This window comes from Mucilaginibacter roseus (assembly GCF_021215455.1).
In the GTDB taxonomy this organism is placed as follows: Bacteria; Bacteroidota; Bacteroidia; order Sphingobacteriales; family Sphingobacteriaceae; genus Mucilaginibacter; species Mucilaginibacter roseus.
On record NZ_JAJPWV010000002.1, the window covers coordinates 338,700 to 361,387 of the forward strand.

21 protein-coding genes are annotated in these 22,688 nt (G+C 45.4%); 10 read left to right on the plus strand and 11 right to left on the minus strand.

All coding sequences use genetic code 11. The annotated features are described in order from the left end of the window. The first annotated feature begins 5 nt into the window (after nt 1-5). Nucleotides 6-896: an NAD(P)-dependent oxidoreductase gene (locus tag LT679_RS06310; RefSeq protein WP_232176610.1), complete on the plus strand. Its 891-nt coding sequence runs from the start codon at nt 6-8 to the stop codon at nt 894-896. A gap of 87 nt (nt 897-983) precedes the next feature. Here the strand turns inward: LT679_RS06310 and ispE are convergent, their stop codons facing one another. Continuing rightward, nucleotides 984-1,784, minus strand: a complete 801-nt coding sequence (ispE, locus tag LT679_RS06315) for a 4-(cytidine 5'-diphospho)-2-C-methyl-D-erythritol kinase (protein ID WP_232176611.1) — start codon at nt 1,782-1,784, stop codon at nt 984-986. Between the two features lie 106 nt (nt 1,785-1,890). Here ispE and LT679_RS06320 point away from each other — a divergent pair, with 106 nt between their 5' ends. From LT679_RS06320 to LT679_RS06345, 6 genes are all read left to right on the plus strand, one after another. Beyond that, nucleotides 1,891-2,685, plus strand: a complete 795-nt coding sequence (locus LT679_RS06320) for a thymidylate synthase (RefSeq protein ID WP_232176612.1) — start codon at nt 1,891-1,893, stop codon at nt 2,683-2,685. A 26-nt stretch (nt 2,686-2,711) separates the two neighbouring features. After that, nucleotides 2,712-2,894: a hypothetical protein gene (locus LT679_RS06325; RefSeq protein WP_232176613.1), complete on the plus strand. Its 183-nt coding sequence runs from the start codon at nt 2,712-2,714 to the stop codon at nt 2,892-2,894. Further along, nucleotides 2,891-3,274: a type II toxin-antitoxin system death-on-curing family toxin gene (locus LT679_RS06330; protein ID WP_232176614.1), complete on the plus strand. Its 384-nt coding sequence runs from the start codon at nt 2,891-2,893 to the stop codon at nt 3,272-3,274. Before LT679_RS06325 ends, LT679_RS06330 begins: the two co-directional genes overlap by 4 nt. After that, a complete protein-coding gene (locus tag LT679_RS06335) occupies nt 3,271-3,753 on the plus strand; it encodes a dihydrofolate reductase (protein WP_232176615.1) in 483 nt (160 codons plus the stop codon). Before LT679_RS06330 ends, LT679_RS06335 begins: the two co-directional genes overlap by 4 nt. Nucleotides 3,754-3,880: 127 nt before the next feature. Next, entirely contained in the window at nt 3,881-6,820 is a 2,940-nt protein-coding gene (secDF, locus tag LT679_RS06340; protein WP_232176616.1) for a protein translocase subunit SecDF, read from the plus strand. Between the two features lie 100 nt (nt 6,821-6,920). Further along, a complete protein-coding gene (locus LT679_RS06345) occupies nt 6,921-8,234 on the plus strand; it encodes an NAD(P)/FAD-dependent oxidoreductase (protein WP_232176617.1) in 1,314 nt (437 codons plus the stop codon). 45 nt (nt 8,235-8,279) lie between these two features. Here LT679_RS06345 and LT679_RS06350 read toward each other — a convergent pair whose 3' ends face one another. From LT679_RS06350 to LT679_RS06370, 5 genes are all read right to left on the minus strand, one after another. Then, nucleotides 8,280-8,921, minus strand: a complete 642-nt coding sequence (locus LT679_RS06350; RefSeq protein ID WP_232176618.1) for an RloB family protein — start codon at nt 8,919-8,921, stop codon at nt 8,280-8,282. Next, nucleotides 8,918-10,216: an AAA family ATPase gene (locus LT679_RS06355; protein WP_232176619.1), complete on the minus strand. Its 1,299-nt coding sequence runs from the start codon at nt 10,214-10,216 to the stop codon at nt 8,918-8,920. Before LT679_RS06355 ends, LT679_RS06350 begins: the two co-directional genes overlap by 4 nt. Nucleotides 10,217-10,308: 92 nt before the next feature. Then, nucleotides 10,309-10,743: a GNAT family N-acetyltransferase gene (locus LT679_RS06360; protein ID WP_232176620.1), complete on the minus strand. Its 435-nt coding sequence runs from the start codon at nt 10,741-10,743 to the stop codon at nt 10,309-10,311. Nucleotides 10,744-10,762: 19 nt separating this feature from the next. Next, nucleotides 10,763-11,740, minus strand: coding sequence for a Gfo/Idh/MocA family protein (locus LT679_RS06365; RefSeq protein WP_232176621.1), 978 nt, complete (start codon nt 11,738-11,740; stop codon nt 10,763-10,765). Between the two features lie 46 nt (nt 11,741-11,786). Then, a complete protein-coding gene (locus LT679_RS06370; protein WP_232176622.1) occupies nt 11,787-12,671 on the minus strand; it encodes a polyphosphate kinase 2 family protein in 885 nt (294 codons plus the stop codon). Nucleotides 12,672-12,780: 109 nt separating this feature from the next. Here LT679_RS06370 and LT679_RS06375 point away from each other — a divergent pair, with 109 nt between their 5' ends. Continuing rightward, nucleotides 12,781-13,242 carry a DUF4268 domain-containing protein gene (locus LT679_RS06375; RefSeq protein ID WP_232176623.1) on the plus strand — a complete coding sequence of 154 codons (462 nt, stop codon included), beginning with the start codon at nt 12,781-12,783 and terminating at the stop codon, nt 13,240-13,242. A gap of 45 nt (nt 13,243-13,287) precedes the next feature. Here LT679_RS06375 and LT679_RS06380 read toward each other — a convergent pair whose 3' ends face one another. The 3 genes from LT679_RS06380 to LT679_RS06390 form a co-directional block, all read right to left on the minus strand. Next, complete coding sequence (locus LT679_RS06380) at nt 13,288-14,814, minus strand: carboxylesterase/lipase family protein (RefSeq protein ID WP_232176624.1); 1,527 nt, start codon at nt 14,812-14,814, stop codon at nt 13,288-13,290. A gap of 71 nt (nt 14,815-14,885) precedes the next feature. Then, nucleotides 14,886-15,863 carry a phosphogluconate dehydrogenase (NAD(+)-dependent, decarboxylating) gene (gene gnd, locus LT679_RS06385; RefSeq protein ID WP_232176625.1) on the minus strand — a complete coding sequence of 326 codons (978 nt, stop codon included), beginning with the start codon at nt 15,861-15,863 and terminating at the stop codon, nt 14,886-14,888. Nucleotides 15,864-15,970: 107 nt separating this feature from the next. Next, nucleotides 15,971-17,281, minus strand: coding sequence for a gluconate:H+ symporter (locus tag LT679_RS06390; RefSeq protein ID WP_232176626.1), 1,311 nt, complete (start codon nt 17,279-17,281; stop codon nt 15,971-15,973). 392 nt (nt 17,282-17,673) lie between these two features. On the opposite strand from LT679_RS06390, the gene LT679_RS06395 reads away from it, so the two are divergent. Both LT679_RS06395 and LT679_RS06400 read left to right on the plus strand, forming a co-directional pair. Further along, a complete protein-coding gene (locus LT679_RS06395) occupies nt 17,674-18,555 on the plus strand; it encodes an AraC family transcriptional regulator (protein WP_232176627.1) in 882 nt (293 codons plus the stop codon). Nucleotides 18,556-18,568: 13 nt separating this feature from the next. Further along, complete coding sequence (locus tag LT679_RS06400; RefSeq protein ID WP_232176628.1) at nt 18,569-20,671, plus strand: alpha-amylase family protein; 2,103 nt, start codon at nt 18,569-18,571, stop codon at nt 20,669-20,671. Between the two features lie 3 nt (nt 20,672-20,674). Here the strand turns inward: LT679_RS06400 and LT679_RS06405 are convergent, their stop codons facing one another. Then, on the minus strand, nt 20,675-21,550 hold the full coding sequence (locus LT679_RS06405) for an alpha/beta hydrolase (RefSeq protein ID WP_232176629.1): 876 nt from the start codon (nt 21,548-21,550) through the stop codon (nt 20,675-20,677). Between the two features lie 7 nt (nt 21,551-21,557). Then, nucleotides 21,558-22,676 carry a bile acid:sodium symporter family protein gene (locus LT679_RS06410; protein ID WP_232176630.1) on the minus strand — a complete coding sequence of 373 codons (1,119 nt, stop codon included), beginning with the start codon at nt 22,674-22,676 and terminating at the stop codon, nt 21,558-21,560. Between the last annotated feature and the right edge of the window lie 12 nt (nt 22,677-22,688).

Below are 22,688 nucleotides of genomic sequence, written 5' to 3' on the forward strand. Positions count from 1 at the left end.
TTATCATGAACAAAAAGATAGCATTTATAGGCCTCGGCAATTTAGGCACCCCGATGGCAAAAAACCTGATCGCAGCCGGTTATCATCTGCAGGTTTACAACCGCACGACATCCAAGGCCGAAGAGCTGGAGCAGGCATCAATAACCGTTTGCAGCACCCCGGCACAGGCCGCGGAAGGAGTTGATTTTGTCATTACCATTTTGTCTGACGACGCCGTGGTGACCGAGATAGTGACCGGCGCCGATGGCATTTTAAAAACCATGCAAAAAGGAGCGCTGCACATCTCCATGAGCACCATTTCGCCGCAAACATCAGAGCAGCTTTTGGCCATTCACAAAGAGGCCGGAACAAGCTACCTGGCCGCCCCTGTTTTTGGTCGCCCGGAAGCCGCCGCCGCGAAAAAATTATGGGTATGTGTTTCGGGCGAAACTGAAGCCAAAAAATCAGCCGAAGACATCCTGAATGCCATGGGCCAAGGCATCATTGATTTTGGCGAAACAACGGGCGGCGCCAACGTAGTAAAACTGACGGGAAACTTCATGATCATGGCCGCGCTGGAAACCATGGCCGAGGCTTATACCATTGCCGAAAAGAACGGACTGGACCGCCAGCAGGTGGCCGACTTTTTCAGCTCCACGCTTTTCGCCTGCCCCATATTTCAGAACTACGGAAAATTCATCGCCGCTAAAAATTATGAGCCCGTTGCATTCAAAGCCAAACTGGGTTATAAGGATGCGCGATTGGCCTTGGCATTGACACAAAAAAGCGAGGTGCCGGCTCCGCTGGTATCGCTGGTAAACACACGCCTGCTTACCCAGGTGGCGAAAGGCAAAGGCGACAGCAGCGACTGGATTGCCGCATTCGGCGAAGGGGTGTCGGAAGATGCGGGGGTATAACCCCTCCCAAACCCTCCCCGAGGGGGAGGGCTTTAAGAAGTAGCTACAAAGATAAAGCCCGCCCCGAGGGAGAGGGTTTGGGTGGGGTTACAGATAATATACCTTATTACTTTCTTCCAACATAGTTAAGTCAGGAGTTTGCTCAAATATCCCGAAAACAGACGCTCCACTCCCGCTCATACTGGCGTATAAAGCCCCGGCCTCGTACAAGGCTGCTTTTACGCCACGGATAACAGGATGATTTTTAAATATCGACTCCTCAAAATCATTTTTAATGTACTGTCGCCATAGGGCAACGGGTTGTTGTACTAAATCTTGCAGTGAATGGATGGACGGTTTGGGCCGCACACCGCGATAAGCCTCCCCTGTTGATACGTGGGCGGGCGGCATCACCAAAACAATTTTATAGGCCGATAGATCGAGCTGCACGGGTTGAAAAACGTCGCCCTTCCCGTGGGCATACACCGGCTTGTTTTGGATGAAGAAAGCACAGTCGGCACCGAGCTGGCGGGCATAGCCCTCCATTTGCTCAATAGTTAAATTCAATCCGAATTGCAGATCGAGCAATTTGATGAAAAAAGCAGCATCAGCTGAGCCACCGCCGAGCCCCGCACCTATCGGGATATTTTTATGCAGATGGATGCTCACCGGCGGCAGGTCGTAATCTTTTTTGATGAGATGATACCCCTTAACGCAAAGGTTATCCTCCACGTTGCCGGGGATGCCAATACCCGATGCTTCGAACGTTAATTCACCGGCCTCTACAATTTCCAGCGCGTCTTTTATCCCGATAGGGTAAAAAACGGTTTCGAGGTTGTGGTAACCATCGGGGCGGCGTTCGGTAATGTTGAGGCCAATGTTTATTTTTGCGTTCGGAAAATTGATCATAGAAAAAGATTAACAACTGCGTGTAGTTACTCACATCCGTAGGTTTCCAAAAATAGATTATTTTTATTTGCAGCAAACGCCGTAACGGCCAACAACCCATAAAACGATGAAACAGTATTTAGACCTGATGCGCCATGTGATTGAGAACGGAACCCAGAAGCACGACCGCACAGGCACGGGTACCATCAGCGTTTTTGGTTACCAGATGCGTTTTAATTTGCAGGAGGGTTTCCCGATGGTGACCACCAAGAAGCTGCACCTCAAATCCATCATCCACGAGTTGATATGGTTTTTGCAGGGCGATACCAACATTAAATATTTAAAAGATAACGGCGTGCGCATTTGGGATGAGTGGGCCGATGCCGATGGCAACCTGGGGCCGGTTTACGGGCACCAGTGGCGCTCGTGGCCTACGCCGGATGGCGGGCACATTGACCAGATCAGCCAGATCATCGATCAGATCAAAAACAACCCTGATTCGCGCCGTATCATCGTTTCTGCCTGGAATGTATCTGAGGTTAACAAAATGGCGCTGCCGCCATGCCACAGCCTTTTCCAGTTTTACGTGGCCGATGGCAAACTGTCGTGCCAACTATATCAGCGCAGCGCCGATATATTTTTGGGCGTACCATTCAACATTGCCTCATACGCGCTGCTTACCATGATGGTGGCGCAGGTCTGCGGCCTGCAGCCCGGCGACTTTATCCACACCTTTGGCGATGCCCATATTTACAATAATCACCTGGAGCAGGTAACCCTGCAATTAAGCCGCGAGCCGAGACCTTTGCCTACCATGCGCATAAATCCCGATGTGGATAATATTTTCGATTTTAAGTATGAAGACTTCACGCTGGAAAATTACGATCCACACCCGCATATAAAGGGTGTGGTAGCTGTATAATCCATAGATTTGTGTAAATTTGATGTATGAGCATTGCCGAATTAAAAAACGAGATACACAAAGCTGTTGACAAAATGCCGGAGCGCGATTTAAAGGAATTGCTTGACTTGATAAATAAAAAGCAATACTGGGATGATTCGGCCATTGAAGAACACGTTGACGCCATAATTTCAGAAAACAAGGAATTGCTCCAAAAATTAGCGCAATGATCAGTTTTCAGTCCGCTGTCCGTATTCACAACAAGTTAATTGATGAATTTGGGGGTAGCAAGGGTGTTCGTGAAGACAATTTGCTTGAGTCCGCATTAAGCCGCCCGTTTGCCACTTTTGATGGTATCGATCTTTATCCCGCTGCCACTGACAAAGCCGCAGCTATTTTTGAAAGCCTCATCATCAATCATCCTTTTATGGATGGCAATAAAAGGATTGCCTATGTTATGATGGAAATCTTACTGCGTTTTGATGGATTATATCTCCCCGTATCTCAAAACGAAAAATATCAATTTGTGATTAACGCAAGCACTGGTGAGATCCGGTTCGAGGAAATCAAAAACTGGATAGAAGCCAATACTCAACCAATGATCAAATGACCACATCCATCATAGTCGCCATAGCGCAAAATTATGCTATCGGCAAAAACAACCAGTTGTTATGGCACCTGCCCAACGACTTAAAACATTTCAAAAACACTACCAGCGGCCATACCGTTATCATGGGCCGTAAAACGTTCGACTCGGTAGGCAAACCGCTGCCTAAGCGCCGCAACATTGTTATTACCCGGCAAAACATCGGCATTGAGGGTTGCGAGGTAGTTAACAGCCTTGAAAGCGCATTGGCATTATGTGTCGATGAAGCGGAAGTATTTATTGTTGGTGGGGCGGAGATATACAAACAAGCTATGCCGGTTACAGATAGAATATATCTCACCATTGTTCATCACGATTTTGAGGGCGATACCTTTTTCCCAGAAATTGACAACAGTGAATGGACGGAAATTGCGCGAACCGACTACCACGCTGATGAAAAACACGCTTATTCTTACTCCATTCTCACACTGGAAAAGCGCTAACAACCCGCTATTTATTTTGTTTTAATTTAAAATTCCTCGCTGTAGAAATTTTATTAGATTTGCCGTCTTATTAAAAAAAGTTATAAAAGACAAATTATAATATATTCAATAGTTATACTTCTTCACGATGCAAGGTAAAGGGATCATCAAATTTTTTGCAATAGTACTGGCACTGATCAGTTTCTATTACTTTTCACTAACACTGGTTGCACAGAAGGTTGAGGGCGACGCAAAGGAATACGCTAAAGGCAACGCTGATAAAGAAAAAGCCTACCTCGACTCGATTGAAATGGAACCGGTTTATCCGCTGTTCAACCACACATACCAGTATTGCAAAGCCCATGAGTTGGCGCTTGGCTTGGACCTTAAAGGCGGTATGAATGTTACCATGCAGGTTTCGTTACGCGAGCTTGTTAAAAAGTTGGGCAACAACAATCCTGACCCTGCATTCAATCAGGCTTTAACAAATGCCGAAAAAGCACAGGTAAACAGCCAGAAAGATTACATTACCCTTTTTGTTGAAGAGTATGAAAAATTGAACCCAAGCGGCAAGCTTGCTACTATCTTCTCTACACAAGATAACCAGGCTAACCTTAAATTTAACGCAAGCAACGATCAGGTAAAATCGTATTTACAAGATCAGGCTAACGCTGCCGTTAAGCAATCATACACGGTATTAAACACCCGTATTGATCAGTTTGGCGTTGCGCAGCCTAACATTCAGCTACAACAAGGTACTAACCGTATCCTGATCGAGTTACCTGGTGTTAAGGATCCGGAGCGTGTGCGCAAGCTTTTACAGGGTACTGCTAAATTGGAGTTCTACAAAACTTTCGATAACCAGGAGATATTACCTATCCTGAGCAATATTGACAAACTAATTGCTGCCAAAAACAAAACAGCAACTAAAACTGCCGATACAACTAAAGTAGCGACAACTGCAAAAGACACATCTGCAAAGGGCGATGCCTCTTTATTAGGCAAACTTGGTAAAGGTGCCGGCAAAGACAGCGCAGCTAATAATAGCCAATTAAAACAGCAAGCCGCCAGTCCACTATTCGCTATCTTATCTCCAATGTACTCTCAGGGACAAGCGTTCCCTGGCCCTGCGGTTGGTATTGCCAAACTACAGGATACTGCCAAAGTGAACGATATGCTGAGAACCGCTGAAGCAAAAAGCGTAACCCCTAACAATATAAAATTTCTGTGGGACGTAAAACCACGTACCGATACTAAAGAAAAAGCATTCACACTTTACGCCATCAAATTATCGGGTGCTGAAAACGGCCCTGTTTTAACCGGTGACGTAATTACTGACGCGAAAGCCGACGTTGACGAGAAAGGCCGCCCGGATGTTCAGATGATCATGAACTCAAGCGGTGCTCAAGCCTGGAAAAACATTACTGCCGAAGCTGCACCATCAAAAGCAGCTATAGCCATTGTATTGGATGATAACGTTTACTCTGCGCCTAACGTGCAGAACGAGATATCAGGTGGTGTATCATCAATCTCAGGTAACTTTACCCAGGAAGATACAAAAGACTTAGCCAACGTATTAAAGGCTGGCCGTTTGCCTGCGCCTGCCCGCATTGTTAACGATGCCGTGGTTGGTCCGTCATTAGGTCAGGAGGCTATCAGCGCCGGCTTACTATCATGTGTACTTGGTTTCGTAGTGGTACTGGTGTTCATGGTAGTTTACTACAACCGCGCAGGTAGCGTGGCAGTAGTTGCTGTATTAATCAACGTAGTGTTCCTGATGGGTGTACTCATCAGCATGGGCGCAGTGTTAACCCTGCCTGGTATCGCCGGTATCGTGCTAACCCTGGGTATAGCGGTTGATGCCAACGTACTGGTTTATGAACGCGTTCGTGAGGAGATGGCGGAAGGCAAATCGCTAAAACAAGCTATCAGCGATGGTTTCAAACATGCCTTGTCATCAATCCTTGATGCTAACATCAGTACCTTCTTAACGGCTTTCATCCTGCTGATCTTCGGTTCAGGCCCTATCAAAGGTTTCGCCAGCACGTTGATGATCGGTATCGTAACTTCATTATTCTGTTCATTATTGATCTCGAGGTTAATATTTGAATGGATGCTTGAAAAAGGCTGGGATATTAAGTTTTCGCACGCCTGGAGCTCGCATACTTTTAAAAATGCCAACTACGCGTTCGTTAAAAACCGATTCAAATTCTATGCTTTTTCAGGTCTGTTCATTGCTGCCGGTATTGTTTCAATCGTAACGCGTGGCTTTAACTACGGTGTGGATTTCCAGGGTGGTCATAACTACATCGTTCAGTTTAAGGATTCTAAAATTGATGCTGAGCAAACCCGTGAGGCGGTTACCAAATACCTGGGTGTTGGTAAGGCAGAGGTTAAAACCTTTGGTGAAGACAAACTGAGCATCACTACCAACTACCTGCTTGAAGATAAATCAGAAGACGCGGATGCTAAAGTAGAAAGCGCTTTAGTAAAAGGCTTGAAAGAGGTATCGCCTAACTATTCAATAGTTGGCCGTACTAAAGTTGACCCTACCATCTCAAATGACCTGAAAACTTCAGCGAGCTTAACCGTTGTATTCGCTATATTGGTTATTGCGGCATACATCCTGTTAAGGTTCCGTAAATGGCAATACAGCTTGGGTGCATTGGTTGCAACCGTACACGATGCCTTACTGGTAATGTCATTCTTCTCGCTGTTTAAGGATGCGCTTCCGTTCTCGCTTGATATTGACCAGGCGTTTATCGCTGCAATATTAACGGTAATTGGTTACTCTATTAACGATACCGTGGTTGTATTTGACCGTATCCGCGAGTACCTTAAATTCCATAACAACAAGGGCGAGGCTACTGAAGTGGTTATTAACAACGCGATAAACAGCACGTTAAGCCGTACCATAATTACTTCACTTACGGTACTGTTTGTATTGATCGTATTGTTTATCTTTGGCGGCGACGTAATCAGAGGGTTCTCTTTCGCCCTGCTTATCGGTATCACTTTTGGTACATACTCGTCCATCTGTGTGGCAACACCGGTAATCATTGACTTTGGGAAAAAAGGTCTTAAATAAAATAATGTAAAATTTAAGAAAGCCCCAAAGAACATTTGGGGCTTTTTTGTTTTATACATACAGCAAACTATTTAATTAAAATACATACATACCATAAAACATGGATTTCGAAAATTCTAAGTTTCCATTAGTAGTAATTGTAGGCGGGGGCTTTGGCGGCATTGAGGTAGCCAAAAAGCTAAAGAACAAGCCGGTTAACGTATTAATGCTCGATAAAAATAACTACCATGGCTTTTGGCCGCTTCTTTATCAGGTAGCCATGGGTAGTTTGGAGTGCGAATCCATTGCCTTTTCCATCCGTAAAAAATTTGACGATCAAAAAAACTTTCGCTTCCGTATTGCCGAGGTTAAATCAATAAATAAAGAAGCCAATTATGTTGAAACCAGCATTGGCGACATCAATTACGATTACCTTGTTATAGCAACCGGCTCAACCACCAACTTTTTTGGTAACAAAGATATTGAGCGTTTTGCCATGCCGATGAAAACCATTCCGGAGGCGCTGAACATCCGTTACCTGATACTGCAAAACCTGGAGGCTGCTGTATTGCAGCCGTCAAAGGAAGCACGTGAGCCTTACCTGAACTTTGTACTGGTAGGTGCGGGTCCAACCGGTGTGGAGCTTGCAGGATCATTAGCTGAAATACGCAACCACATCCTGACCAAGGATTACCCGGAACTGCGCAAGGAAGAGATGAAGGTTTACCTTGTTGACTTTTTGCCGAAGGTACTGGGCCCAATGTCAGAAGAAGCATCAAAAGCAGCTGAAAAAGCCTTGCGCGGCATGGGTGTAGAATTATTGTTAGGCACTAAGGTTGAAAGCTATGATGGCGAGGTGATCAACTTTGAAGGTGGCAAAAGCATCAAAACCAAGAGTGTTATATGGTCTGCCGGGGTAATGGGCCAGGTACCGGGTGGTATTGAAAAGGAAAATGTGGTACGTGGTAACCGTATTAAAACCAACGCCATTTGCCAGATAGAGGGCAGCACCAACATATTCGCTATCGGTGACGTTGCCGCAAGCATTACTGAGGCTACACCAAACGGACATCCGGGCGTAGCACAGGTAGCCATGCAACAAGGTGTGAAGGTAGCCGAAAACATCCTGAACATTATTGAAAACAAGCCTACTGAGCCATTTAAATACTTCGACAAAGGCTCGATGGCCACCATTGGCCGTAACAAGGCCGTTGCTGATATCGGCAAGATAAGAATGAGCGGATTTTTCGCCTGGATGACATGGATGTTCATCCACTTAATATCGCTGATGGGTGGCCGTAACCGTTGGGTAGTGTTTATTAACTGGGTAGCCAGCTATGTAAGCTACAATGGCGGTAACAGGCTCATCATCCGTAAATTTATTAAGGAAAAAGCCGACGCGCAAAACAATGCGGTTACCAAGGCCGATCAATAATCTCCGTTATAAAACAAACAAGGCTCACTTTATATTGAGCCTTGTTTATTCAAAATGTTGTTTTAGTTCTTCAGTAAGAAAAAATAATCCCATTTCACACATCGCTTTAGTAGGATCATGACTATCGAAATTACCAAGAGCAATAGCATTTTGTAAAGCATTTTTTATTTCCGGTTTTAATTTCAAATAAATGTCGTCATTTTGTTTGGTGAAATATTTTTGTGTCTTTTCATAGTTTTTCAAATGTTTTTTAAGCTGATTCTCCGCTTCTGAACATGTTCTGAAATATTTAGACGTTTTTTCAAAGTGCAGTAAAAACCAAAATTCGAGGCAAGGATTATTGACGATTACAACAACGTTTGGATACTCTTCCGCAAGAACGGCTTTATAGTCATTAAAAGTGCTAATCAGTGATTTCTTCCCTTTAGGTTTTTCGCTTTCTTCCTTTACAACAGTATCAAAGTCCACTATCCAAAATACCTTTGTAAATTCCTTTTTTGATAAATCACAAGCTAATTTGTATTGATCTTCTAAACTTTTCTTATTCGGAATTTCAGGCTTTATGCTAATTCGGATGTCACGCTCATTTCGTTTCAGCATTTGCAAGTACCAAATTTCCGTTTCACCATCTACCACGATGGCAAAGGCTGGATTTGCTTTTTGTATGATTTTTTTTTGCTTTCTCACAAATTCAAATCAATATAGGTATCGCCCAAATTAGGTGAACCATTTAATTTTCCGCTTTTATAGGCATTTAAAACATTAGTTGTATTGCGTATAACCGAACTGTCAAAATCGATTAGTGAATAAAGCTCAGTAGAGCAACTTTCCTTCTTATCTGTGAACCATATTACATCGTTTCTAAATATGTCTTTATTATCCAAAATTTCTCTATTGTGAGTTGTTGCAATAATCTGAGAATTCTTGGAATTCAAAAGAAAGGAAAGAAGAAAATGCATATACAAATCAGGATGTAAAGAAGATTCCAGTTCATCGATTGGAAATGCTGTCGGTTCTTTTATCAATAAGGCTAATAAACCAGCAAAACCATAATAGCGTCTTGTTCCCTGTGATTCCAATTCTACTGGCAATGTATATTTAACATTATCAACTGTATGCTCAAATTCGAGGCTTGTAGTAGTAAGTTTACCTTTTTCTTCTAACTCCTTAATTCTTTCGCTGGGCGCTTTAACTTGTTTTTTCAAAAATTCTATAAAGTCATCCGGGATTTCTTTTTCTTCTTCTTGAATAACAATGTCTGATATATTAAAATCAGCTTTTTTCAATATATTAACTACGTCTGATTTGGATATATCCTTATCACTTATCCTTGATGTTACAAACTCTTCTAATATGGTTCTGGTGTAGATAAGAGGATGCAAATAACCGCCAAACCAATCGACCACTTCTTGCAGCTCTTTGAGGTCAATATTTGTTTTTAAGTATCCCCCCAATACTGTATTATTCCACAACGTATTTGATTCAAGTGTTTTTTCGAAAATCCTATCTGACACAACCTTATTACCTAAGGTTATTTCGGTAAATTGATTCGATAAGTTCGTCTTTCTCTTGAAAATATTAGATTTGTTAGGTTTATAAAAGTTCAACTCTTCTGATACGATTGCCTTTTTAATAAACTTAACTTCATAAAAATACTTCACATCGTTTTGGAAAAACTCAATTGAAATAGTTGAATTTATTTTCGGTGTGTCTGGATCAAAAAGAAACGGCTCGAAGTTTAGTTCTCTATTTTTTTTACTTTCAGGATCGATAACAATATCCCTTAAAAATTCAAGCGCTTTTAATATAGTTGTCTTCCCGGAAGCATTTGCGCCATAAATTAAAGCCAACTTTAAAATTCTTTGCTTTCCACAACGTACTACGTAGGTATCTTCGAGATGAGTAGATTTATCTGCTTCAAAGGAAAGTGTTTGCTTTTCCTTTATAGATCCGAAATTCTCAACACTAAAATTGACAATCATTTTTTACCTTTAATTTGCAACAGCCTTACAAATGTAGTGATAAATTTCCCAATTTATCCTAATATTAAAGCCGTACAATATTGGAGCAGCGATTACCTGCTGCCCTTAAATACCATTTTATAGTGCTGTATGCCTGCTTCCTCAAACTCCGGCCCTTCGGCTACAAATCCAAATTTACCGTACAAACCCATGGCCTGCACCTGGGCATTCAGGTAAATATAACCAGCATCAGCCGGCAGATCATCCAACACGGTTTGTACCACGGCCTGCGCTACCCCTTTGCCTCTGAATTGCTTTAACACAGCAAAACGCTCCAGTTTATAGCCGTTATCCGTTTTACGCCAGCGCGCGGCACCGGCAGGCTCACCATTAACAGTGGCTAAGAAATGTATGGAAACATCCTCATTCTCCCATTCCAATTCGGGCGGACAATTTTGCTCTACCACAAACACCTCACGCCTGATGGCAAATACCTTTTCCAGATCAGCCGGGTTACTAACCTTAGTTACTCGTATATCATTATTCATTGTTCAGCAAAAATACAATTTATGGCTTTCCTGTAAAGGCATCCATTATTTTCATCAGTGTAACCGCCTCTTCAATAGCGCAGGGATTGGGCACTTCATCGTTAAAATACCGTACAATATCAGCTATCATGGGCTGCTGTATGTGTTCGGGATGCACAAATTCTTCGGTGTTATGCTGCCTGTCGCTATGCCACTTAATATAGTTGCCAAAACAGGCAAAGGTGATGCGCCCGCGGGTGCCTACAATCTCAATACTATCTACCTGCTCCTCATCGCCCACATTAAAACACCATGAGCCGTTAAACACGATATTGTTTTTGAACAGGATGGTACCACACACATGGTCATCGGCCGGTGAAGCGGCTGCCTGGTTAAGCGAGTACCCTGAATACGTTGCAGGTTCACCAAAGTAATACAACATCAAATCCAGCTGATGCGGCGCCAGGTCATGGAAATAGCCACCACCCGAAAGTTCAGGGTTAACGCGCCAGTTATCGGCCACCTTAGCCACCAGCACGGGTTTACGGCTTTGCCACATGCGCAATTGTACGGTGCGTACCTCGCCTACTACGCCTTCATCCAATAACTTTTTTATACGTAAAAACAATGGCACTCGCCTGCGGTAATGCGCTACTACCAGTTTTCCATTAGCTGCTTTAACAGCATCAGCTATGGCTTCTGCTTCGGCCGCATTTAGCGTTACCGGCTTTTCCACATACAGCTTATGGCCTTTTTTAAGCGCCTCCAAAGCATAAGGCAAATGTGATGATGGTGGCGTTGCAATATAAACGGCGTTAATCTCAGGGTCATTCAAAAGCTCACCGGCATCGCTATACCATTTAGGTACGCCATGCCTGCGGGCGTAGTCTTCAGCCTTGGCAGCATCACGGCGCATCACCGCCGCCAACCTGCTGTCAGGTACTTTGTTAAACGCCGGGCCGCTCTTTTTCTCGGTTACGTCGCCGCAACCTATAATTCCCCAAACAGTGTTTTCCATATATCTTCAAATATAGCACGTGCAATTTGGCAACGTGTTTACAGTATCAATCTTTCTCAGCTTCTAAAACAGCTTTGGCCTTTTGCAAATTGGCGCGCTCGTCATCAGGCAGTTCCGGGTACTGTAGCTTTAGCGCGGTAAGCGTTTCAAGCACAATGGTTGATATGGCTATGCGCGTAAACCATTTTTTATCAGCCGGTAATACATACCAGGGGCACTCATCGGTAGCGGTTTCGGCTATGGCTTGTTGATAAGCTTCCATGTAATCATCCCAGCGTTTACGCTCCTCGATGTCGCCGTAAGCAAATTTCCAGTTCTTATCGGGCTTGGCTATGCGTTTCAAAAAACGTTCTTTCTGCTCTTTTTTGGAGAGGTGCAGAAAGAACTTGATCACTATTGTACCGTTGGCGGTAAGGTGTTTTTCAAAGTGCCGGATGCTTTTATAACGTTGTTTCCAAAGCTCGTTGTCAATATCTTCTATTTTATTGATACCCGGTATCTTCTCGTTAAGCACAATTTCGGGGTGCACTTTTGATACCAGAACATTTTCATAATGTGATCGGTTATGGATGCCTATACGCCCCCGCTCGGGCAGTGCCTTGTAATGTCGCCATAAAAAATCATGATCCAACTCCTCGGCACTTGGCTGTTTAAAGCTATATACCTGGCAGCCCTGCGGATTAAGGCCCGACATGGTGTGCGCAATAGCGCTATCTTTCCCCGCGGCATCCATCGCCTGAAAAATGATCAGCAGCGACTGGCGGTTAGTCGCGTATAACTCAGTTTGCTTGCGCGATATTTGTTCAATAAGCTCCTTTAAAATAGTCTCGGCATTAATTTTTTCATAATCGCCGGTATAATCAGTGCTATAGTCAGCAAGTGAAAACTTACCGCCGTCCGTCACTTTAAATAATTCTGTCAGGTTTTTCATAGATGTATTTAAACCTTATATAATGGCGGCAAGGCATTTATGGTTTTAAATAATTGCGGCCACGTTTCTGCCCTTGCGTAATTACGCTACCTTTGCACTAAAAAATAATTTGTACTCAAAAGATCAAGCTTCACAAATAAGGCAGGCTTTCTGGACGGCTTTTGGCCAGTATATATCGCCCCAGCCATCTGCCGACGGATTAAAAATCAACTGGATAAATTACAAAACCGGCATCAGGCATTTGTTCTTTAAAATGAGTACCGATAACCGCTCGGCAACTATCGCCGTTGAATTTTCGCATCCCGATACGGACATACGTGCGCTTTTTTACGAACAGTTTTTAGAACTGAAAAGATTGTTTACCGACCAGATGCAGGAAGAATGGGACTGGCAGCCCGACCACATGGACCTGTATGGCAAGCATACTACCCGCATTAGCAAAACGGTGCACAACGTGAGCATCTTCCGTAAAGACGACTGGCCGGCACTCATCTCCTTCTTTAAGCCCCGCATCATTGCGCTGGATGAATTTTGGAGCACAGCGCAGTACAGTTTCGAGATATTTAAGTAAGCACTTACGTAAACAGATACGTAACTACTCACTTATTTATTTCACCTACTTTTTAGCATTAAGTTCGTCCATCAGCGCATAGCGTTTTGCCGTATTATCCGGCTCGGCCTTAGTTTCGGCAGATAAGACCTGCACGTACGGCTTTCCGCTTTTTACATCGTTCCATATGGGTAAACCTTTACCATTAGGATTACCTGTTTTAATAAAGTTAGCCAGATAATCCTGTGTAATTTGCGAGGCCTTGTAATCGGCAGGCGTCCATTTAAAAGTCTTTATGAGTGGTAGATTACCCAGCGAGTATTCAATATCCGAGGCATGTGGCGCGCCAAGTAATACCTGCGTAGTATCGGGCCGCTTTTGAGCGAAAAGGTAACGGTACACTTTCTTTTTGCCGGTTTTGCTATGCATATCAACAATCTTCCAGGTGGCGTAGGCTATAAAACGGTCAGACGCTAATTGCGTAGCGGCCAGTTTAGCCTCGTCATCAGTAGTTGCGGGATAGGCAGCCAATATCGCGTCCGCATCCTTTGGATATAACGTTTGCACCGCATCCTTATAGATTGCTAAAGTAGGTGGATGAATGCCCAGCACGCCCTGGTAACCGACTTCGGCAGACGTCCACCCGGCCATAAGCGCAACATCCATTTGTTTGCCCGCGGCAAATGTAGCCTCCGGTTTTTCGGTTAAAAAGTAGCCATCTATAATATGTGCGAAGCGTGTGTTGCCCGATAGCTCAAGTAATTTGTCAGCAGATAGCTTACGCAGATCAGCCAGTGTGTTTGCTCCGGCATTTGTAGCGAACTTTACACCTAATTGCTCCGCCTGCTCGCGCGGCATTGGCGTTAAGTTGCCCAAAATAGCACCGCTTTGACAGATAGCGCCTCTAAATAAGCCTTTTGATAATGGCGATGCCATTTGCGCACTTACTGACATAGAACCTGCCGACTCGCCCGCTATGGTAACCTTTGACGGATCGCCGCCGAAAGCCGCTACGTTCTTTTTAACCCATTCCAAAGCGGCATGTTGATCAAGCAAGCCATAGTTGCCCGATGCATGGTTAGGCGATTCGGCCGTTAACTCAGGGTGCGCCATAAAGCCGAACACGCCAAGCCGATAGTTCACCGTAATGCTCACTATCCCTTTTTTAGCCATGCTTTCGCCGTCGTAACGCAGTTCGGAGCCGTCGCCGGCCATAAAGCCACCACCGTAGAAGTATACCAGCACCGGCAGTTTTTCGTTGCCTTTTTTGGCAGGAGTCCATACATTAAGGTACAGGCAATCCTCGCTTTTGCCGTTGCTGCGAAAAACCATGTCGCTGAATATGAAGCGCTGCATGGCCTGTGGACCAAATTTATCGGCTTTGCGTACGCCCGTCCAGTTTTGCGGGGCTTGCGGCGCTTTCCAGCGCAGATCGCCAACCGGTGGCTGCGCGAATGGGATGCCTTTATATGAGCGTATTCCGCTGGCCTCGGTAACACCCTCGAGTAATCCGTTAGCAGTTTTAACCTGAGGATTTTGAGCAAATGCAGGCACCATGCCGATCATCAGCAGGAATAAAAATATGTTTTTCATAAGGAGAGTATAATTGATATACAATGCTATGCATTATACGCAAAAACTGCAAACTCAACTGTGTAACCTTTTTACGACTGCACTATCCCCGGATCCATATTTACCGGCGGGAAGCCCCCTACCCGGCCAAAATGACGCTCATATTCAATACCAGCCTCGGGGCCAAACGGATGCCCGCCAAAACCGTTACGCATCATGGCGATGGCACGCGGCGCAATGTTCGCCGAATCGCGCGAGGCGATCAATTGCATTACCGACTGTGCAATAACCGGTATGGCTACTTCCATGCTCATGGCATCGCTCACCAGCCAGTTTACTTCGCCCGTATCTTCCACGTATGATGGTACGTTGTAGCCTTCCTTTTCATCATATAATTGCTTCATCAGCTCCACCAGCCATGACCGCACTACCGAACCGTGGTTCCAGGTGTGTAGTATATCGCTAACGTCAAGCTTTTCACGGTAGCCCTCTAATAAGGCCATGCCCTCGCCAATAGCTTGCAGCATACCAAACTCAATGCCGTTATGCACCAGTTTTACAAAGTGCCCTGAGCCCGAATTACCCGTGTAAGAATAGCCATGTGGCACAGCCAAATCTCGTAGTAAGCCTTCTATCTGCCCTACGGCATCCTTATCGCCGCCTACCATAAAGCAGGCGCCGTTACGTGCGCCGTTTATACCGCCGCTGGTACCGCAGTCTATCAGGTGCAGGCCATCTTCCTTCAGCTTTTCGGCACGGCGGATGCTATCGCCCCAGTAAGAGTTGCCGCCATCTATAATGATATCGCCCTCTGCAAGTAGGGGCTTTAATTCCGTGATCACACTATCAATTGCCGCACCGGCGGGTATGTAAATAAATATCTTTCGGGGACGATCCAAGCCGGCGACAAGCGCGGCCAGATCATCAACTATCTGCAGGTTTTGCTGTTCGGGAATGATCGGCACAAATTTGTCATAGCCTAAAATCTGGTAGCCTTTTTCGGCCGCCTGCAAGGCCAGGTTGGCACCCATTTTACCTAATCCTATAATTCCGTATTTTTTGTTTTCCATATTTTTTGAGTCACCGGATGTATGAACCGGCCAATAGTTTAAAAGCGTTGTCAGGTACAAATTAACATATCATACCTGATAACATTTGAGCGAATGAATGTGTTATATTAACTCATAAAAGTTTTTAAAAGCATAACGCCGCCAAGGCCAATAATGGCGATGAGCGATTCCATAGCCGACCATGAGCGGAAGGTATCTTTCATACTCAGGTTAAAATATTCCTTAAATAGCCAGAAACCCGAATCGTTAACATGCGAAAAGGCCAGGCTGCCCGCACCGATGGCCAGCACCATCAGGTTAGGGTCGGCATGGGTTTGTATAAGCAGCGGAGCTACAATGCCTGCGGCAGTAAGCCCGGCAACGGTTGCCGAGCCCAGGCTGGCGCGGATAATGGCCGCTATCAGCCAGCCCAACACCAGCGGGTCGAGTGGTAATTGCTGCAGGTGATGGCCTATTTGTTTGTCTACCCCACTATCAACCAATACCTGCTTAAACGCGCCGGAGCCACCGATGATAAGCAGAATGAGCGCGACATCCTTAACCGCATCCGTATAAATAGTGTTCAGTTGGCTCATGCTGCGGCCTTGCGCAGTACCAAGGAAGTACGATGCCACGCCAAGGGTGATTAACATAACTACAGAGGGATCACCAATAAGCACCAGCCATTTTTTTGCTTCGCCTGATAAATTGAAAGCGATAGGCAGCAATGCCGTGCCCATTAATAGAAACACAGGTAATAGCGCGATGCCGAAACTCATGAATGCGCCGGGTAGCCTATCAGCAGGGATATCCTCAGGCCTGAAAGTAGCAAGCGGATTTGATGGGATGCGCTTAAGTGTTTGGGCAAATACCGGTCCGGCCAGGATGATGGTGGGTATGGCGATGATAAGCCCGTATATCAGCGTGATACCCATGTTGGCGTTAAATTGCACCACTAATGCCGCCGGCGAAGGATGTGGCGGCAAAAAACCGTGCGTTACCGATAAGGAGGCCAGCATAGGCAAGCCAATAAATACTGCGGGGATTTTATATTTATATACCACCGAAAATATGAGCGGCACCATCAGCACAAAGCCAATACCGTAAAACAGCGGTATGCCTATTATAAAGCCGGTAGCTACCAGCGCCCATTGTATATATTTAGTTCCTACCGCATTAACCAATACCGATGCTATTTTTTGCGCCGCACCGCTAACCGCTACCAGCTTGCCCAGCATGGCCCCCAGGCAGATTATAACCGCCAGCGACCCCAGGGTATCGCCCAGGCCTTTTTGTATGGATGCAAGCAACTTAACGACGGGTATTTGCAGCAGTAACCCTGCTACAACAGATACTACCAAAAAAGCGATAAAAGGGTTAAGCTTAAACCAGCTTACCAGCACAACGAGCAGCACAATGCATAAAAATACAACAAGCATAGGCAGATTATCAGGTGAATAATTGATTGCGGTGGCCACTAAAGTAGCATTTTACGAAGCTAAAAAAACGGCTTTTATAAACTTGAAAACAAACCGCACTATTTGGTTAATATAATACACGGCGGGTTAATTATGCGAAGTACCGGCTATTGCAAACATGCTTAATTACTGTGTAATATATTAACCGCCGGTTGACAATGATTTTTAGTTTAGTATATTAGGATAACCATTTGTAAACGCATGTTCTGTATATTTTCAGCTACTACGGTTTAGCAAATTAACCAAACCCGGTGTAGCATGTTACCGCCCCTGTGTTGATGTTTTGAGAGCACGGCGGTGCAATTTTATGATCAGGCCATGTACTATGTTGACCTTGACCAAAAACCTATATTATGAAAGCTATACTGAAAAAAGCCACGCCAACACCCGATCACTCCTTTAATATTCATAAGGATGTGGGCGAAGCCATGCTGAGTTCGTGGCACTACCACCCGGAGATTGAATTGCTGCTGATCAAACGCAGCTCGGGTACGTGTTTAATAGGCGACCATGTTGGCCCTTTTAAAAACGGCGATACTTTTTTGTTCGGCTCGAACTTGCCCCACACCTTCAGGCACGAAAAAAAATACATGCAGCGCACAGACGAAAGGATAGGCGAATCGGTAGTGATATTGTTTCAGCAGGAACTTTGGGGCAACCATTTGCTCAGCCTGCCGGAATTAAAGCACATCAGCCGCTTGTTGGAATACGCCAAGCTTGGCCTGCGCATACATGGCGAAACCCGCAAAAAAGTGGCGCGGCTTATTGACGATATGTTGAACGAGCATCCGGGCAAACGCATAGTACATTTGTTGACGGTACTTGAACTGATTGCCTCGGCACAGGAATACTCTACCATATCAAGCAATGGCTTTAATCATGAAGCCAATAACATTGATAAATCGCGCATCAACAAGATTTTTGAATACACTTTTAATAACTTCCATAACAAGATCACCATTGAAGAAGTAGCAGATTTGATCGCGATGGGTAAGCACTCGTTTTGCCGGTATTTTAAATCAAAGACCAAGAAAACCTATTTCGACTTTTTAATTGAGGTGCGCATAGGCCACGCCTGCCGCCTGCTGGCCGAGCAGGATTTGAACGTTGCCGAAATTGGTTATGCTTGCGGCTACAATAACATATCGCATTTTTATCACCAGTTTAAGGCGGTAACCAATAAGCACCCGCTGGAGTACCGTGCAAACTATGTGCAGATTGAACATGTGGCATAATTGATATACCTGCATGCGTAAAATACTACTCCTGCTTACCGCGCTGATAATTTGGTTGCCCGGCCGAGCACAACAGCAAGCTACTGCACCCGGCTGGTGGAAACGTAATAATTTACGTGTGATACAAACCAACCTGCCCGATTATGAAGCAGCTACCCTTAACCCCGATTCGCTGGTAGCCGACCTAATGAAATTTTCGGCCAATACGCTCATCATCAACGCGGGTGGTATTATGGCATTCTATCCTACTAAGCTGCCATTCCAATATCAAAACCCATACGTAAAGCAAGATTTTTTGAAGGATGTGGTGGCAAAATGTCATAAGCAGGGTATTAAAATTATTGTTCGGTTTGATTTTAGCCGTGTGCACGAGAGCATTTATAAAGCGCATCCCGACTGGTGTTATATATCGCCTAAAGGTGAGCGCATGACCAACCCCGGCATGTACACTGTATCCATCAACGGGCCCTATGTGCAGCAGCGCGCCTTTGATATAGTAACCGAGGTGATGGATAACTACCCTATCGATGGCATATTTTTAAACATGCCCGGCTACCAGGTAAACAATACTTACGAAGGCCGCTATATGGGCATCGACCAAAATGAATATGATAAAAAACGCTTCGCGGAATTTAGCGGCGGCAAGGCATTGCCGGTTGAAGAAAACAAGGCTGACAGCCTGTACCAGGAGTACTTACGCTTTAAAAAATTCACGCTGGATGAATGGGGCAAACGGCTATACACGCTGGTAAAAAGTAAGAATCCGCAGGCAGCCATTTGTACTTATACCGATCAGTATGTGGACATCATCCGGCACGAAACACAATCCGTACCGGCACTTCCCCTGTGGCCGTACAGCGCAGCGGATAATGTGAACAATGCGGGGACTACGTTTCCCAATCACATCATCAGCAATGCCAGCATACAGCAGATCTCGTTTCAATCGAGATATAACGCTATCGAGCCGGAGGAAATCTCCATTCGCCTGTACCAGAATATGGCGCATGGTTCAGGCCTTGACCTGAGCATGATGGGCGACACCCGCGGTTATGAGGACGAACGGAATTTTAAGACGATCGAGAAGATATACGGTCTGCATAAAAAGTACGAGCCTTACTTTGGCCGCTATACATCCATAGCTAAAATAGCGGTTATAGCACCCGGTTCGTGGCCAAACGGAACGCCCATGCAGGAGTATCGTGGCATACAGCAGATATTACAGGAGGCGCATATCCCCTTTGATATCATTGAGGACAACCAGTTGCAAAACCGTGGCGATAAGCTGAAAAACTACAAGGTAATTATACTGCCCGATATTACTTTTTTGAACGAGGGCTGCGTAAAGCAATTAAAAGCTGCCATAGCTAACGGCACTAACCTGATAGCCACCAACATCGCCTTAAATGATAACCCGGCTTTTTTAAGTGAACTATTTGGCGCTAAACTAAAAAGCCTTACTAATGACGCGGCGGGCAATTATATGGTACCCGAGGACAGGGCCATCTTTAAAAACTTTAAAGGGCAAACCATGCTTTTTATGAAGTATAACCTGGCTTTGTATGATATGGCAGGCGCGGATAAAACAGGCCTACCCCTGCTGGCTAAAGGGCGTACCGGTCCGCCGGAGATTATTGGCGGGCACGATATTACCGGAGATGAAATGATGGCCATAAAACAACACGGCACAGCAAAAGCAGTGTTGCTGCCTTTTAACGTAGGGCGATTGTATCATAACAACGGCTACCAGGAGCATAAGCAGATACTGCTTGATGTGCTGAACAATATTTACCCGGATGCCGGAAAGCAACTGATTACCAACGCGCACTCTAAGGTAGAAACAGTATTACAGCAATACAGCAAAAATACTCCGGCAAACAAAGGCGATAACGATGGGCTGATATTGCACCTCATAAACCTTACCGGGGTAAGCTCAACAAGCTACTTAGCACCCCTGCCGGTATATAACATCAACCTGAAAATAAAAAGCGGGTATAAACCCGCCCGTGTAACCGACCTACTGAGCGGCAGGCCGGTTAAATTTACTTATGCCGATGGCTATGTCAATTTCACCGCCAACCGGCTGGATGATTATCAGATCATCGTGATGGATAAATGATGATTATTTCCCTGCCTGCTTTTTAAAATAATCGTTATCAGCAAACCAGTCGGCAAGGCGCTGCGGCCATGCTTTTAGCGATTGCAGTTTGGCGCGCTTACCCATATTAAAAGCATGATCGCCTTTAGAGAAAATATGCGCCTCAACCGGCACCCCGGCTTCGCGGTATTTTTGCAGCAGCGTTACTATTGGGGGAGAGCAGCAAACATCATCATTGGCCGCTATTAAAAATGCAGGTGGCGCATCACGTTGAACCTTTTGCGGCACGCCAAGTGGGCCGGGATAAACCAGTATAACAAAGTTAGGTTTGTAATTCAGTTTATCAATCGCATCGGCAGGTTTAAGGGGCTGCTTGTAAGTGTTAAAGGCAACCATATCCACCACTTCGCCGCCTGCCGAAAAGCCCATTATGCCGATACGTGCGGTATCAATGCCCCATTGTTTGGCATTGCTGCGGATAAGGCGCATGGCACGCATGGCATCCTGCGGGGCATGTACATCTAATTTGTAAACAGAATTGGTATCTCGCGCCAATCTGTACTTTAAAACAACAGCAACGAAGCCCAGGCTGTTTAAAAACTGAGCCGCGTCCCTGCCCTCTGAGTTGATAACCAGCATACGGTGCCCTCCGCCGGGGCATACCAGCACTGCGGCACCATTTGCCTTATCCTTTGGCGGCAAGTAAACCGTTATCGATGGATTATGAATATTACTGATGTACTTATCGCCCTTTTCAGGTTCGCTGCGGCGGCTTTCAAAACCCGGCGCGCCGTTTTTCCACAAATGGATAACAGTGGAATCAGCCTGCGCAAAAGCATCCGCGTAAAAGCCCAGCATCGCCATAAAGGCGAGCAGGGGCTTAAACTGTTGTATCTTCATATCAACATCAATTAATTGTAGCTTGTGGCTGTGCACCAGCTTCAACCTGCAGCTCTTCCGGCGGGATCCTACCGTGCCACCAGGTAGCTAATGATGAACCGGTAATATTCATCAGCGGACCAAAAATAGCCGGTGCCAGCCCAATAGTTGCCAGTCCGCCCATTAATAGCGCCAGCCCCGATGCCAGTCCGCCGTTTTGCATCCCTACCTCGAGGGAGATGGTGCGGCAATCTTTTTCGGCAAAGCCCATCAATCTGCCCAGCCAGTAACCCAGCGCGTAACCGGATACATTGTGGATGAATACGGCAACGATGAGCAATAAGCCTACATTCAGCAAACTTTGATGCCCTGCCGAAGTAATTACCACGATGATGAGGCCGATACCGATCATGGAGATGAGCGGCATAATACTATCCAGCCATTTAACCTTGCCACGAACCAGGGCATGGAACAATGCTCCGGCGATGATGGGCAGCAGCACCACCTTCGTCGTATCCCAGGCCATATCTAAAAAATGCACCTCAACCAACCGGCCTGCCAATAAACGCATCAGCAAGGGGGTAAATACGGGTGCCAGTAAGGTTGATACCGTTGTTATGGCGATTGACAGCGCCAGGTTAGCCCGCGCAAGGTATGACATAACATTAGATGCTAAACCACTCGGGCAGCAGCCTACCAATATGATACCGGCCGCGATCTCCGGCGGAAAGTTAAAGGTATTAGCCAAAATAAAGCCCACCAGCGGCATCACCGTGTAATGGCAAATTACGCCGATGATGATGGTTTTGGGCTGCTTGAGTACGGTAGCAAGCTCCTTCATGCTCAACTCGCTCCCCATACCGAACATGATGATCTGCAACAGCGGGATAATGAGCTTTGACAATTTAAAATCGCCAACCTGAACAAAATACTGCGGGTAATACATGGCCAAACTCACCGCCGCAAAAATCATGATGGTGAACGAAAAGCCCTTGAGCTTGGGATGCTGCCTGAAGGCCATGGCAAGGGCTATAAAAAAAAGCATCAGCAACCAGCCACCCCATTGTGGGTGGCCCGTTGCTGTTACTGTTATAAAACCCAATAAAATAAGAAACGAGAACGCGTAATAAACTTTAGCTGGTACCATAAGTTTTTAAGT

What these genes read in the sequence shown, in the direction of transcription:
- LT679_RS06365 (WP_232176621.1), bottom strand. Translation starts at nt 11,740, where the DNA reads ATGGAAAACACTGTTTGGGGAATTATAGGTTGCGGCGACGTAACCGAG.
- secDF (WP_232176616.1), top strand. Translation starts at nt 3,881, where the DNA reads ATGCAAGGTAAAGGGATCATCAAATTTTTTGCAATAGTACTGGCACTG.
- LT679_RS06360 (WP_232176620.1), bottom strand. Translation starts at nt 10,743, where the DNA reads ATGAATAATGATATACGAGTAACTAAGGTTAGTAACCCGGCTGATCTG.
- LT679_RS06330 (WP_232176614.1), top strand. Translation starts at nt 2,891, where the DNA reads ATGATCAGTTTTCAGTCCGCTGTCCGTATTCACAACAAGTTAATTGAT.
- LT679_RS06310 (WP_232176610.1), top strand. Translation starts at nt 6, where the DNA reads ATGAACAAAAAGATAGCATTTATAGGCCTCGGCAATTTAGGCACCCCG.
- LT679_RS06320 (WP_232176612.1), top strand. Translation starts at nt 1,891, where the DNA reads ATGAAACAGTATTTAGACCTGATGCGCCATGTGATTGAGAACGGAACC.
- LT679_RS06370 (WP_232176622.1), bottom strand. Translation starts at nt 12,671, where the DNA reads ATGAAAAACCTGACAGAATTATTTAAAGTGACGGACGGCGGTAAGTTT.
- LT679_RS06390 (WP_232176626.1), bottom strand. Translation starts at nt 17,281, where the DNA reads ATGCTTGTTGTATTTTTATGCATTGTGCTGCTCGTTGTGCTGGTAAGC.
- LT679_RS06325 (WP_232176613.1), top strand. Translation starts at nt 2,712, where the DNA reads ATGAGCATTGCCGAATTAAAAAACGAGATACACAAAGCTGTTGACAAA.
- ispE (WP_232176611.1), bottom strand. Translation starts at nt 1,784, where the DNA reads ATGATCAATTTTCCGAACGCAAAAATAAACATTGGCCTCAACATTACC.
- gnd (WP_232176625.1), bottom strand. Translation starts at nt 15,863, where the DNA reads ATGGAAAACAAAAAATACGGAATTATAGGATTAGGTAAAATGGGTGCC.
- LT679_RS06355 (WP_232176619.1), bottom strand. Translation starts at nt 10,216, where the DNA reads ATGATTGTCAATTTTAGTGTTGAGAATTTCGGATCTATAAAGGAAAAG.
- LT679_RS06400 (WP_232176628.1), top strand. Translation starts at nt 18,569, where the DNA reads ATGCGTAAAATACTACTCCTGCTTACCGCGCTGATAATTTGGTTGCCC.
- LT679_RS06405 (WP_232176629.1), bottom strand. Translation starts at nt 21,550, where the DNA reads ATGAAGATACAACAGTTTAAGCCCCTGCTCGCCTTTATGGCGATGCTG.
- LT679_RS06335 (WP_232176615.1), top strand. Translation starts at nt 3,271, where the DNA reads ATGACCACATCCATCATAGTCGCCATAGCGCAAAATTATGCTATCGGC.
- LT679_RS06395 (WP_232176627.1), top strand. Translation starts at nt 17,674, where the DNA reads ATGAAAGCTATACTGAAAAAAGCCACGCCAACACCCGATCACTCCTTT.
- LT679_RS06410 (WP_232176630.1), bottom strand. Translation starts at nt 22,676, where the DNA reads ATGGTACCAGCTAAAGTTTATTACGCGTTCTCGTTTCTTATTTTATTG.
- LT679_RS06345 (WP_232176617.1), top strand. Translation starts at nt 6,921, where the DNA reads ATGGATTTCGAAAATTCTAAGTTTCCATTAGTAGTAATTGTAGGCGGG.
- LT679_RS06380 (WP_232176624.1), bottom strand. Translation starts at nt 14,814, where the DNA reads ATGAAAAACATATTTTTATTCCTGCTGATGATCGGCATGGTGCCTGCA.